Genomic DNA, 12,808 nt, shown 5'->3' with positions numbered 1-12,808 from the left:
CGCATGCCATTCCGGCAACGATCGCCGGACTCCGCTAGACTGAAGGCCCTGGAGGCGGCAATGCCGCGCCTCTTGTGTCCCCGTCGTTCGGAGCCTCGCGTCCATGATCGTACCGTCGCGCCCCCTGGCATCATCCGCTGTCGCCGAAATCCCCGAATCGGATTTCATCGATAGCACCGGCAGCCTAGACCATCCCCGTGACCTGCGCCGCGTGGCGATCGACCCCAATCAATGGTATCCATTGGCATGGTCAAGAGAAGTCAAGCCCGGTAAAGCCATCGGCGTGCATTTCGGCGGCGTGCCGATCGTCCTGTTCCGGGGTCAGAGCGGCGTCGTGCATGCACTGTTCGACCGCTGCGCCCATCGCCAGGTGCCGCTCCATGCGGGTGTCGTCGAAGGCGACACGCTGAAATGCGGCTATCACGGCTGGACGTATGACAACGGGGGGCACTGCGTCGACATTCCCTATCTCGGTCGCGAGCGTCGGCCCAATGGGGTACGTGCCTATCCGTGTCGCGAGTTGGCGGGCCTAGTCCTGGTCTACTGCGCCGACACCGTTTCCGCAACGATGTCGCAGTCAGGTGCCACGCCCGAGACATGCCCCGCCGCTTCCGGCGCATCGCCGCGCGCCGGCGCGTCCACCGTCGCGATTCCGCTTCGTGACATGCGTGCTGGCGGAGCCGTTGAGACACCCACTGCGGCGCCATGGGAGGAAGACGGCGCCGTGAATCCGGCAAACCGCATGACGCCGGGCAAAGGAACCCGTGGTCACACGGCCACCGAACCTGCATCGGTCCCTGTCAGCGCCGAAGCGGAAGCCCGTTTCGCCGAGCTGGAAGCAGCACTTGCGCATGGCTCCGACCCGGCCTACAAGACGCGTCGATTCGGCGAAACGGTGCGCTGCCACTATTCCTTCATGCACGAGAACCTGATGGACATGAACCATCAGTTCCTGCATCGCAAGCAGATGGGGCAGATGCGTGCGCGCGTCGTCGATCGCCGTGCCGGAACCGATTGGGTCGAGGTCGACTACACCTTCGCCCGCGTGGGTGGCAAGCAACCGATCGGCGAAGCGCTGGTGTTCGGCGAAAGGCGCAAGACCGATCAGGGCGCTGGCAAGCCAGCCGCCAATGACGCAGCGGCGCCCGCGGAGGCGAAAGCAAAGGGTGCGGCCGACCAGCACAAGGATGTCATGACCATCCGCACCCAATATCCCTACCAGACGCTCTGCATCCACAAGGCGGACGGCACCAAGGTAATGGACCTGTGGATCAACTACGTGCCAGTGGACGCGGCGCAGAAAGTCAACCGCACGTTTGGTTTGTTATCGATCAAGCGCCCGCGTCCGGGCTTCCTGCTCGACATCGCCTGGCCACTGCTGGTCTGGTTTACGGACCGGATCTTCACGGAAGACCGCTGGATCGTCGAGGCCGAGCAGGCAGCGTACGACAAGCAAGGCGGCGACATGAACAACGAGTATTTTCCGGTCATCGTTGCGCTGCGCGATCTGTTGCGGCGCCGTGGCGCACCCGTGCCGTTGCCGGCTACCACGCCAGACGGTGGCGGCGCGCTTGCAACACGCGATGCCACTGAACGGATAGCGGCAAACCCGGTCGCGACAGTGCCCCCCACGTCAATCCAGGCTCCCGCCGCCTAAGGACGCGTGGGGTCCGTTCAAATAAGGGGTCATGTCAATCACAGTGGAACTTTTGGGCACCATCCTCACTTGGATATTGCTATGCTTCGGGGGTTCCTTGTATTTGTGATTGCACACTCTATGTCTGAATCCGCAGCGTCCGGCTCGCCCAGCGCGCCGGCACCCCGTCATGCGGCGCCGGCTTCGGGTCCCCGCGGCCGTGCCGCTCTCGATACCGCGCCGCCTTTTTTTCAAGAAAACGACGTCAGCGTCAGCGCCACGCGCATCGTTGCTTACGGCACGCCAGCGGTGCTGACTGGCGCGACATCCGTACGCCTGGTCGTCGATCGCCGTCATGTGCGCTTTGCCATCCCCATCCTGATCGCGGGCATTGCCTTCGGGGTCTACGCCACGTTGTATGGTAACGCGCCAGCCAGCGTCATGGCGGTAATGCTGGTGGTTGTCAGCTATCTGACGTACCGCTTTCAAAACCTGCGTCATCGTTTGTTTCTGTCTCGGGATACCGGGACGGAAGAGGACGTGTTCGCGTCCGGTGATCTCGCGTTCACCGAACGCGTGAAAGTGGCGATTGAACACGCCATCGCCCACAGAGCGCAAACCCCTACCGTCGCGCCGACCCCGACGCAGGAATGACACCGGAACCCACCACGCACGCACTTGCGTCGACGAACGCGCGGCCGCCGACCCGCGATGGGCATGACCCGTTCGCCGCGTTGAGCCGCCCGCTCGTCTTTGTCGACCTGGAAACCACTGGTTCAGACCCCCTGACCGATCGCATCACCGAGATCGGGGTATTGGAAGTAGGCGCCGACGGCATCCAGGAGTGGAGTGCGATGGTCGATCCGGAACGACCGATCCCGCCTTTCATCCAGCAATTGACGGGCATTTCCGACGACATGGTGCGCGGCCAGCCGGTGTTTGCCGCATTGGCGCCTGGTTTGCTCTCGCGCCTGGAGGGCAAGCTCTTCGTCGCGCATAACGCCGGCTTTGATTTCGGCTTTCTGAAACAGTCTTTCCGGCGCGTCGGCCTGACGTTCCGCGCCGATACATTATGCACGGTGCGCTTGTCGCGCGCGCTCTATCCAGCACTGCGCAAGCATGGGCTCGACGCACTGATCGAACGCTTCCAACTGACGCCCAAAGGCCGGCACCGGGCACTCGCCGATGCGGACTTGCTATGGCAGTTCTGGCAGCGGATTCATCAGCAGCTTGCGCCGGACGTCATCGATAAAGCCATCAAGGCCCTGACGCGCCGTGCCACGTTCCCGTCCGGACTGGATGCGGACGCGCTCGACGCGGTGCCCTCCTTGCCGGGCGTCTATCTTTTGCACGGCAAGTCGCCGGCGCGGCAGCCTCTATTCATTGGCCGTGCCGCCGATTTGCGGCAGCGTGTCGGCCAGCATTTCTGCGGCGCACCGCGTGCCAAAGGCAAACCGGCATCCGCCATGGCACCCGCGTCGGGCACCGGGCTCGTCACATCGGCGCAACCAGCATCCGCGGAGGAAAGCCCCGACGCGCGACTCGCCCGCGACGTCGCGCGCATCGAACATCGTCTTTGCGCCGGCGATATCGGCGCGCAGTTGCTCGAAGCGCAACTGATAAGGAGACATGCACCGCCTTATAACCGGGTACCGCGGCGGCGTGCCGGATTGTGCAGTTGGCACTTCCCGGACACGATGCCGGTGCCGCGGCTGACCACGCTGCGAGAGCGTGACTTCGGTCATACCGACGACCTGTATGGCATGTTCGATTCACGCGCCCGCGCGGAAAACCGCCTGCGCAAGATCGCCGATGAATACGCGCTCTGCATGGTCACGCTGGGCTTGGAAAGCAGCAAACCAGGCAGCCCCTGCACCGGGTACCACATGCACCGATGCCGCGGCACCTGCATTGGCGAAGAGTCGTCAAGGGAGCACGCCCTACGCGTGCGGGAGGCGTTGTCCCCGCTGTCGATCGCACGCTGGCCGCACGACGGCGCCATCGCGTTCGCCGAGCGGCACCATAGCGGCTTCACGCAATGGCACGTCGTGGACAACTGGTGCTACCTGGGCAGCACCGACGAGCCGCGGGCATTGCGCCGCATCGTCGAGGGCGCACCTCCACCGATCTTCGATCACGAGACCTACGCCATCCTGCGCCGCGCGCTGAAACAACCGAATCTCGATATCCTGCCGTTGCCGATCGCCGCACCGCTCACACTGGAACCGCCAGGGGCGGTGGCATCGAGGCGGGACAGCGGCGAACATCCCAATCGCGCCGATCCGGCGCAACGCGACCAGCGCGCGCCCCTGGTCGACCGCCCGCCCAAGCGTGTGCCGCCATCACGGGACCCCGTCAATCGCGCCCGCGCACGGCGCGCCGTCCCCGACACCCAGATGGCGATCGGCTTCGAGACAGAGTAACTGCACCGGATCAGGTGTTCCGCAGCCAGGCCCGCTCATGGCAAACGCATCCAGCGCACGCGCTTGCGCATTACCTCGCTCGGGGGCGTGTCGAACAAGCTTGCCGCGATGCCGACGGCGAATCCTATCGGCACCCCGAACACGCCGGCGCTTCCTGCCGCCACGCCAAACCAGGTGTCGGGCGTCAGATACATGGCATGCGCGAATCCAGGATGCGCCCGGCATAGGTAGTACACGCACACAATCAGGCCCGCGACCATCGCCGCCACCGCACCCCGCCGAGTCATCCGCTCCCAGAAGACCCCCAACACCAGAGCGGGAAAGAGACCCGACGCCGCCAGCGAGAACGCCGCACCGACGATAAAAAGAATGTTGCCGCCATTGACCGACGCCAACCATGCGGCGGCCAATGCGACCGCGAGCAACAGGAATTTCGACAACATCACGCGCCTATGCGCGCTCGTCCGCGATGCCAGCAGTTTGAAATACACATCGTGTGACAGGACGTTTGCGATGGTCAGCAGCAATCCGTCCGCGGTCGACAGCGCCGCGGCCAACGCACCCGCGGCAATCAGTCCCGTGATCACGTACGGCAGCCCCGCGATCTCCGGTGCGGCAAGCACGACCATGTCAGGCTGCATCGCGAGTCCGGCCCAATGCAACAAGCCGTCATGCAGCAGATCATCGATGCGCACCAGCGGCTGCGTGGGCGGGGTGGCCTGTTGCCATTGCACGATCCAATCGGGAAGATGCGCGAGCGAGCGCCCCGGCAGGTTTTCCATGAGGGCCAGTTTTACCAGGATCGCCAGGACCGGCACGCTGAGATAAAACAGGCTTATAAAGAACAAGGTCCAGCCCACCGCGCGACGTGCCGATCCGACATCGGGCGCAGTGATATAGCGCGTCAGGATGTGCGGCAGGCTGGCCGTGCCCAAGGTCAGCGACATCACCAATGCAATGAAATTGATCGCATTGGCGCGGCCCGCATTCGCATCGCCTTGTGTGATATCCGCCGTGTCCATCGTGCTGTCACCCGAATCGACATCCCGCATGGCGGCGTCGACGGCGATGACCTCGCCATGCTGTCCGCGCACTTGTTGGTCGCCTGACATCGCCGCTGAAGATGGGGATGGCGCGGGGACGGCCAGCCACGTCGATGACGGCGGTTGTGCCTGACGCAGCAAGGCATCACGCTCGCGCGTCCAAACCTGCAGCGCCTGCTCTGGACTGGCGGGCAGCGCATCCAGAAACCGCTGCAGTTGACCAATCTCCCGCAGCGACGCATTGCGCTCACGCGCCGCCGTCAGTGCCGCTACACGTGCCGCCTTCTGCGCCGTCCAGCTTGCCGGTAATGCATCGATTTCCTGCTGCAACGCCGCGGCTGCCTGCCGATATGCGGCACGCGCGCGCGGTTCACCTGCACCGGTACCCCGTCCATCGCGCAGGTCCGCTTCGAGTGCCGCCACCCGTTGGTACGCCTCGCCATAATGCCATTGCGGCAACCACCCAAGCCCTGCCCGATGGCCAATCAGCGAGACCGTCACCAACATCGCGACGATAAGAATCAGGTACTGCGCAACCTGCGTCCAGGTCACGGCCCGCATCCCGCCTAGAAAAGAACAGACGAGAATGCCCGCCAGGCCAAAGGCGATGCCGACACTGACGTCCACGCCGATGAAATGCGCGGCGATCAGTCCAACACCTTGAATCTGCGCGACCAGATAGACAAACGAACAAAGCATCGTCGCCACCACGGCGATCACGCGCACCGCACCGCTGTCATAGCGCGTCGCCAGGAAATCCGGGATCGTATAGCGCGCCATTTTGCGCACGTAAGGTGCGAGCAAGACGGCGACGAGACAGAAGCCGCCGGTCCATCCGACGATGTAGGCCAGCCCTTGATACCCGGTGGCGAACAGCGAACCCGCCAGTCCGATAAAGGAAGCGGCGGACAACCAGTCGGCCGCGGTGGCCATGCCGTTGAACACGGCAGGCACGCGTTGCCCGGCCAGATAGTACTCATGGGAATGCGATGTTCGCGACAACATCCCGATCACCGCATAGACCGCCAGCGTCATGAACAGGAACAGGTAGGCGATCCAGGCGCCACCACCATATCGGCGCTCCATTGCGTAGAGCACGGCGGTGAAAATAAACAAGCCGACGGTGAAAGCGGCGTAGCGCAACGCGAGGACGATCTCGCGCGTCATCACGCCTCCGGTCCGCGATCGATATCGCGCTCCTTGCCGGTCAACCGCGGATGACGCCTGCGGTGGATCGTGCCACGCACATGGTCGTCGCGGGCGGGATCGCCATGACCGTCGGCATGGACCTCACCCGGGCCGTCGTTGCCCTCGGCGATCGCCTGCATTGCGGCGCGATATCTGCGATCGGCCCGTCCCATGACAATCGTATAGGCGGTCACCAACAGCACGAAGGCGAGCACGGCCCCCTGCGCGCCAATGAAATAAGGCCAGGGCGTGCCCGCCAGCGTCACATCCGGCCAGACCGGATGCCGTCGATACGCCAGCATCGGCGGCACGAACGAGACCGCCGCACTTAGCAGCAACACCGTGCATGTTGCCGCCAGCGATACCCGCCAGTGTCGCCGTGCGGCCTGGGCGGCACGTGCCTCGCCGCGCGATGCCACGTCAGACCGACTCCCCGAGCTGCTCCAGGATGGCGGGGTTTTCAAGCGTCGACGTATCCTGTGGCGCCGTCTCTCCTTTCGCCAGGCCCCGCAGCAGGCGACGCATGATCTTGCCGGAGCGCGTCTTCGGCAGGTTGTCGCCAAAGCGGATGTCCTTCGGCTTCGCGATCGGCCCGATCTGCTTGCCCACCCAGGCACGCAGTTCATTAGCGACCGCTTTCGCGTCATCGCCCACCGGACGCGCGCCCTTCAACACGACGAACGAGACAATTGCCTCACCGGTCGTATCGTCGGGCCGCCCCACGACCGCCGCCTCGGCAACCAGCGGATGCGCCACCAACGCGGATTCGATCTCCATGGTACCCATCCGATGCCCGGACACATTCAGCACGTCGTCGATCCGGCCCATGATCGTGAAGTAACCGGTCTCCTTGTTGCGCACCGCCCCGTCGCCGGCAAGGTACAGCTTTCCGCCGAGTTCCTCGGGAAAATAGCTTTTCTTGAACCGTTCAGGATCGCCCCATACCGTACGCAGCATCGCGGGCCAGGGCCGCTTGATGACGAGAATCCCGCCTTGCCCGTCCGCTACGTCCTGCCCCGTCTCGTCGACCACCGCGGCGGCGATGCCGGGCAGCGGCAACGTACAGGAGCCCGGCACCAGTGGCGTCGCACCCGGCATCGGCGCGATCACGTGCCCGCCCGTTTCGGTCTGCCAGAACGTATCGACCACGGGGCAACGGGCACCGCCCACCTGCTCGTAGTACCACATCCACGCTTCCGGATTGATCGGCTCGCCCACGGTGCCGAGTATCCGCAGCGACGACAGGTCGAATTGCCCCGGATGTACGGCCTTGTCCGCGTCGGCATACTTGATCAGCGAGCGGATCGCGGTAGGAGCGGTGTAGAACACGCTGACCTTGTGCGCCTCGATCATGCGCCAGAAACGCGCCGCATCGGGATACGTCGGCACCCCTTCGAAGATCAGTTGCGTCGCACCCGCCGCCGTCGGCCCGTAGCAGATGTAGCTGTGACCGGTGATCCAGCCGATATCGGCGGTACACCAATAGACGTCCGATGGCTTGATATCGAACGACCAGCGCATGGTCTGCAATGCCCACAGCAGATAACCCGCCGTGCTGTGCTGCACCCCCTTGGGCTTGCCGGTCGAGCCGGACGTGTACAAGATGAACAGCGGATGCTCGGCATCTACCCATTCCGGCTCGCATTCGATCGACTCGGCGGCCATCAGGTCATGCAGCCACAGATCGCGTCCGTCATCCCAGGCAACCTCGCCGCCGGTGCGCTGGTAGACTATCACGGACTTCACCGCGTCGGTACCGCCCGCGGCCAGCGCTTCGTCGACAATCGCCTTCAACGGCAACGTGCGGCCCCCTCGAACCTGCTCGTCGGCGGTGATCACGGCTACTGCCGCCGCATCGACGATCCGCTCGTTCAACGACTTTGACGAAAACCCGCCGAAGACCACCGAATGCGTCGCGCCAATGCGCGCGCACGCCTGCATCGCCACCACGCCTTCCACGGACATCGGCATGTAGATGACCACACGGTCGCCCTTGCGCACGCCGCGCGCCTTCAATGCATTGGCAAGCCGGCAGACGTCATCACGCAGTGCGCGGTAGCTGACCGTGCGCACTGCCCCGTCGTCGGCCTCGAAGATAAGCGCGGCCCGCTCACCCTGCCCCGCCTCGATGTGACGATCGAGACAGTTGTACGATGCATTCATCGTGCCGTCGGCGAACCAGCGATAAAAAGGCGCCTGGGTCTCGTCCAACACCTGCGAGAAAGGCGTACGCCAGGTCAGGCCCTCACGCGCGAGACGCGCCCAGAAGCCTTCATAATCCCGCGCCGCCTCGGCCACCAGGGCGCGATAGGCCTCCATGCCCGCAATCGCGGCGTTCCGGGACACCTCCGGCGCGGGCGGGAATACACGATGTTCGTGCATGACTGACTCGATCGCCGTCATGGCCTGTCTCCTTTTTTGTTAGTCCCAATACTATAAGTGCTGCCTCTTACCCCAATCTTACGCCGCATGGCGCGGGTACAGAAGGGACAACGCCGCGTATGCGGACAGGTCTCCCAATCGGCAGTGCGGCGACATGCCGCACCGCTGCGGCACAACGGGTACAATACGGCCCAAAAATCACGATATTTATTCCCCCCATTTGCCTGTTTTCCCATTCCCACGATACGAACATGACCGTCATCAAGCAGGAAGACCTGATCCAAAGCGTCGCGGATTCGTTGCAATACATCAGCTACTACCATCCGCTGGACTATATCGAAGCCCTCGGCCGCGCCTACGAACGCGAGGCAAGTCCGGCCGCGAAAGACGCCATCGCGCAGATCCTGACAAACAGCCGGATGTGTGCGGAAGGCAAGCGCCCCATCTGCCAGGACACCGGTATCGTCACCATCTTCGTCAAGGTGGGCATGGATGTGCGCTGGGACGGCGCGACGATGAGCGTGACGGACATGATCAATGAAGGCGTCCGCCGGGGCTACACCCACCCCGACAACGTCCTGCGCGCATCGATCGTCAGCCCGCCGGAAGGCGCCCGCAAGAACACCACCGACAATACGCCGGCCGTGATTCACTATGAGATCGTGCCCGGCGACAAGGTCGACATCCAGGTGGCGGCCAAGGGCGGCGGCTCGGAAAACAAGAGCAAGATGGCGATGCTGAATCCGTCCGACTCGATTGTCGACTGGGTGCTGAAGACGGTTCCGACGATGGGCGCCGGCTGGTGCCCGCCAGGCATGCTCGGCATCGGCATCGGCGGCACCGCCGAAAAAGCGATGTTGATGGCAAAAGAGTCGCTGATGGAGTCGATCGACATCCAGGACATCATCGCCCGCGGTCCGCGGGACTGGATCGAGGAACTACGTGTCGAGCTCTACGAGAAGGTCAATGCACTGGGAATCGGCGCGCAAGGCCTCGGTGGCCTGGCAACGGTGCTCGATATCAAGATCCTGGCGGCCCCGACGCATGCGGCATCGAAGCCGGTCGCGATCATTCCGAACTGCGCCGCCACCCGCCATGCGCACTTCGTCCTGGACGGCAGCGGGCCAGCCGAACTGACACCGCCACCACTCGACGCCTGGCCGCAGGTACAGTGGACGCCGGATACGAAGACCAGCCAGCGCGTGGATCTGGATACGTTGACCCCGGAACAAGTGGCCGCATGGACGCCCGGCCAGACGCTGCTGCTGTCGGGCAAGATGCTGACCGGCCGTGACGCCGCGCACAAGCGCATTGCCGACATGCTGGCCAAAGGCGAGACGCTGCCGGTGGATTTCACGAACAAGGTCATTTACTACGTCGGCCCGGTCGACCCGGTGCGTGACGAGGCCGTGGGTCCGGCAGGGCCGACCACCGCGACCCGGATGGACAAGTTCACCGATCTGATGCTGAAGCAAACCGGTCTTATCTCGATGATTGGCAAGGCGGAGCGCGGCCCGGTCGCGATCGAGGCAATTCGCGAAAACAAAGCCGCCTACCTGATGGCGGTCGGTGGCGCTGCCTACCTCGTGTCGAAGGCGATTCGCAAGGCGCGGGTCGTGGCGTTCGAGGACCTCGGCATGGAGGCCATCTATGAATTCGAGGTGGAAGACATGCCCGTGACCGTCGCCGTGGATTCGAAAGGTACCTCGGTACACCAGACGGGGCCGAAGGAATGGCAGGCGAAGATCGGCAAGATTCCGGTCGCCACGGCCTGAACGCCGTGCCGGGAGGCGCAAACGAGAATGGGTACGATTAGCGCTTCCCCACGCATTTACACCGATATTTCGCAAAATTAGCGCAGATTTCACGGTAATTAGCCCAAAAATAGGCCAAGCCCGCGGTAAAAGGCTTGGCTTTTTTTACGCGAGCGATTATCGTGTGCGCATTCCCTGCGATACCGAAATTGCCATCACGCAACGCGGCCGGCAGCATGCGATCGACATACACGCCGGAGTGGGCCAGCCGCTTCTCGATCGCCCGCTGATCGCACTGCCCATACCTGTCTCACCGGCTGCGTGCTTAAAAAGGATAGTCCCGATGAAAAGCGACCCAAAAGTCGTCGAATACCTCAATGCGCAGCTCAAGAACGAACTGACCGCGATCAACCAATATTTCCTGCACGCCCGGATGTACAAGCACTGGGGACTGGAATCGTTGGGCAAGAAGGAATACGACGAGTCGATCGGAGAAATGAAGCATGCGGACTGGTTGATCCAGCGCATTTTCATGCTGGATGGCCTGCCGAACCTGCAGGATCTGCACAAACTGCTCGTGGGCGAAGACACACCGGAAATCCTGGCGAACGACCTGAAACTGGAATACCTTTCCCAGGCGACTTGCAAGGAATCGATCGCTTACTGCGAATCTGTTCGCGATTACGTCTCTCGTGAAATCTTCCAGAAAATCCTCGATGACACCGAGGAACATATAGACTGGCTCGAAACGCAGATCGAATTGGTGACCAAGCTGACGCTGCCGAATTACCTGCAAAGCGCGATGGGCGGCATCAACGAATAAACCGGGATCGCTCCTCCCTCATGCTTCACGACATCAACCGCGCACGCCCGTCCCCGATGCCGGCAACCGGTGACGCCACCGCGCCAGTTGGCGTGTTCGACTCGGGCGTGGGGGGGTTGTCGGTCGTACGCGCGATCCGACAAGTCCTGCCGGACGAGCGGGTGCTGTACTGTGCGGACGCTCGATATAACCCCTATGGCGACCGGAGCGAGGCGTTTGTCATCGACCGGACGCTAGCGATAGGGGAATGGCTGCTTGCCCAGGGCGTGAAAGCCGTCGTCGTTGCATGCAACACCGCGACAACGATTGCCGTCAGCGCGTTGCGCGACGCCCTGCCCATACCTGTGGTCGGGGTGGAGCCCGGTGTCAAACCGGCGGTTGCGGCATCCCGATCGGGCGTCGCCGGCGTGCTCGCGACGGCCGGCACGCTTCGCAGCACTAGCTTCCAGCGCCTGGTTCTAGAACACGCCGGAGGCGCCCGCCTGATCTGCACGGCAGGCCATGGCCTGGTGGAAGCGATCGAATCACGTGACCTCGCGTCATCCGCGCTCCGCGCCCGGCTTATGGACTACCTGCTGCCGATGCTGGACGCCGGCGCGGACACACTGGCGCTGGGCTGCACTCATTATCCCTTTCTCACCCCGTTGATCGACGAGTTGACCGAAGGTCGCTTGCACATCATCGATAACGGCACTCCGGTCGCCCTGCAATTAGCACGGCGCCTCGATGCTCACGGACTACGTGCCAGACCGTCGCACGGCGCCGTGACGAGCGCCGCAACCCACGTCGATTCAGACGATGACGGCGTCTACCTCGCGCCCGCTACCGCCCCGCTGATCCTGTGTTGCACCGGCGATACGACCACACTTGATTGGCTCGCCCGTCAGGCATGCGGTGAAAATCTTTCATCCGCCGCCGCCGTCGATATCCGCTCGCCGCTGACAGCGGCGGAGCGCCCTTTTCTCAGCCTGCACAGTGCACCTGCCACCGTTCGATCTTTGTAACACCCCTGACGGCAGGGATATGCTTTCCATCTTGCCAAGTCGCTTGCAATGAATGATAATAATTCGCATTAACGGCTTTCAAGGGGCGGTGGCCCATTATGATCGTTTGTGTGTGCAAGGCCATTTCGGATCGGCAACTACGTGCTTCGATTGAAGCGGGGAACAATTCGTTTGATGCGCTGCAATTCGAGCATGGTGTCGCTACGTGCTGTGGCCGTTGTGAAGAAGCGGTTCACGATGTGCTGGAAGGCCGGGAAATCGGTTGTAGCCGACGGAGCGCCGCAGCGAACAGCAGTGCGGCACCGGTAGTGTTCTACGCGACCATCGCGGCGTGATCCGTTACCGGCGTGGCGCAGGCGGCGTCCCCGGATAGTGAGTCCTGGTCACCGGCAACGCACAGCGTGCGCCGTCTTCACATCGCCGTAACATACCCTGCCACGGCGGCGTATTTGCGATAATGTCGCGCAACTGTCATGGCACGCTGTCATCTCTTTTGCCGCGGAGTCACTGGAAGCTCTGACAACACATCGAAATCCGATAATTCGCTTCCAATAT

At 63.1% G+C, this 12,808-nt stretch carries 10 protein-coding genes; 7 read left to right on the top strand and 3 right to left on the bottom strand.

The features are described 5' to 3' along the window. Positions 1 to 103: 103 nt before the first annotated feature. The 3 genes from SJQ66_RS20725 (at position 104) to SJQ66_RS20715 (ending at position 4,059) form a co-directional block, all read left to right on the top strand. Complete coding sequence (locus tag SJQ66_RS20725; RefSeq protein ID WP_024902252.1) at positions 104 to 1,657, top strand: Rieske 2Fe-2S domain-containing protein; 1,554 nt, start codon at positions 104 to 106, stop codon at positions 1,655 to 1,657. 120 nt (positions 1,658 to 1,777) lie between these two features. Continuing rightward, positions 1,778 to 2,290, top strand: coding sequence for a DUF6232 family protein (locus SJQ66_RS20720; protein ID WP_024902251.1), 513 nt, complete (start codon positions 1,778 to 1,780; stop codon positions 2,288 to 2,290). Continuing rightward, on the top strand, positions 2,287 to 4,059 hold the full coding sequence (locus SJQ66_RS20715) for a 3'-5' exonuclease family protein (RefSeq protein WP_253462897.1): 1,773 nt from the start codon (positions 2,287 to 2,289) through the stop codon (positions 4,057 to 4,059). Before SJQ66_RS20720 ends, SJQ66_RS20715 begins: the two co-directional genes overlap by 4 nt. Before the next feature lie 35 nt (positions 4,060 to 4,094). Here the strand turns inward: SJQ66_RS20715 and SJQ66_RS20710 are convergent, their stop codons facing one another. Genes SJQ66_RS20710 through acs form a run of 3 tightly spaced genes read right to left on the bottom strand, consistent with a single transcriptional unit; the run spans position 4,095 to position 8,693 of the window. Further along, positions 4,095 to 6,269: a VC_2705 family sodium/solute symporter gene (locus SJQ66_RS20710; protein ID WP_024902248.1), complete on the bottom strand. Its 2,175-nt coding sequence runs from the start codon at positions 6,267 to 6,269 to the stop codon at positions 4,095 to 4,097. Beyond that, complete coding sequence (locus SJQ66_RS20705; protein ID WP_253556523.1) at positions 6,269 to 6,754, bottom strand: DUF4212 domain-containing protein; 486 nt, start codon at positions 6,752 to 6,754, stop codon at positions 6,269 to 6,271. The genes SJQ66_RS20710 and SJQ66_RS20705 overlap by 1 nt, the downstream gene beginning before the upstream one ends. Beyond that, positions 6,711 to 8,693, bottom strand: a complete 1,983-nt coding sequence (acs, locus tag SJQ66_RS20700; protein WP_253462893.1) for an acetate--CoA ligase — start codon at positions 8,691 to 8,693, stop codon at positions 6,711 to 6,713. Before acs ends, SJQ66_RS20705 begins: the two co-directional genes overlap by 44 nt. Before the next feature lie 230 nt (positions 8,694 to 8,923). Between acs and SJQ66_RS20695 the strand changes: the two genes are divergently transcribed. From SJQ66_RS20695 to SJQ66_RS20680, 4 genes are all read left to right on the top strand, one after another. After that, entirely contained in the window at positions 8,924 to 10,447 is a 1,524-nt protein-coding gene (locus SJQ66_RS20695) for a fumarate hydratase (protein ID WP_253462891.1), read from the top strand. Between the two features lie 322 nt (positions 10,448 to 10,769). Further along, positions 10,770 to 11,249: a bacterioferritin gene (bfr, locus tag SJQ66_RS20690; RefSeq protein WP_024902244.1), complete on the top strand. Its 480-nt coding sequence runs from the start codon at positions 10,770 to 10,772 to the stop codon at positions 11,247 to 11,249. 20 nt (positions 11,250 to 11,269) lie between these two features. Continuing rightward, the gene (murI, locus tag SJQ66_RS20685; RefSeq protein ID WP_407691554.1) at positions 11,270 to 12,253 is read left to right on the top strand and encodes a glutamate racemase; all 984 of its coding nucleotides are present in this window, start codon (positions 11,270 to 11,272) and stop codon (positions 12,251 to 12,253) included. 98 nt (positions 12,254 to 12,351) lie between these two features. Further along, positions 12,352 to 12,588, top strand: a complete 237-nt coding sequence (locus tag SJQ66_RS20680; protein ID WP_024902242.1) for a (2Fe-2S)-binding protein — start codon at positions 12,352 to 12,354, stop codon at positions 12,586 to 12,588. Positions 12,589 to 12,808 lie beyond the last annotated feature (220 nt).

It is taken from the genome of Robbsia andropogonis (assembly GCF_034047095.1).
Taxonomy (GTDB): Bacteria; Pseudomonadota; Gammaproteobacteria; order Burkholderiales; family Burkholderiaceae; genus Robbsia; species Robbsia andropogonis.
Note: the sequence above shows the minus strand (reverse complement) of the source record. Positions and strands in the feature narration are given on the sequence as shown.

What these genes read in the sequence shown, in the direction of transcription:
- SJQ66_RS20725 (WP_024902252.1), top strand. Translation starts at nt 104, where the DNA reads ATGATCGTACCGTCGCGCCCCCTGGCATCATCCGCTGTCGCCGAAATC.
- SJQ66_RS20720 (WP_024902251.1), top strand. Translation starts at nt 1,778, where the DNA reads ATGTCTGAATCCGCAGCGTCCGGCTCGCCCAGCGCGCCGGCACCCCGT.
- SJQ66_RS20715 (WP_253462897.1), top strand. Translation starts at nt 2,287, where the DNA reads ATGACACCGGAACCCACCACGCACGCACTTGCGTCGACGAACGCGCGG.
- SJQ66_RS20710 (WP_024902248.1), bottom strand. Translation starts at nt 6,269, where the DNA reads ATGACGCGCGAGATCGTCCTCGCGTTGCGCTACGCCGCTTTCACCGTC.
- acs (WP_253462893.1), bottom strand. Translation starts at nt 8,693, where the DNA reads ATGACGGCGATCGAGTCAGTCATGCACGAACATCGTGTATTCCCGCCC.
- SJQ66_RS20695 (WP_253462891.1), top strand. Translation starts at nt 8,924, where the DNA reads ATGACCGTCATCAAGCAGGAAGACCTGATCCAAAGCGTCGCGGATTCG.
- bfr (WP_024902244.1), top strand. Translation starts at nt 10,770, where the DNA reads ATGAAAAGCGACCCAAAAGTCGTCGAATACCTCAATGCGCAGCTCAAG.
- murI (WP_407691554.1), top strand. Translation starts at nt 11,270, where the DNA reads ATGCTTCACGACATCAACCGCGCACGCCCGTCCCCGATGCCGGCAACC.
- SJQ66_RS20680 (WP_024902242.1), top strand. Translation starts at nt 12,352, where the DNA reads ATGATCGTTTGTGTGTGCAAGGCCATTTCGGATCGGCAACTACGTGCT.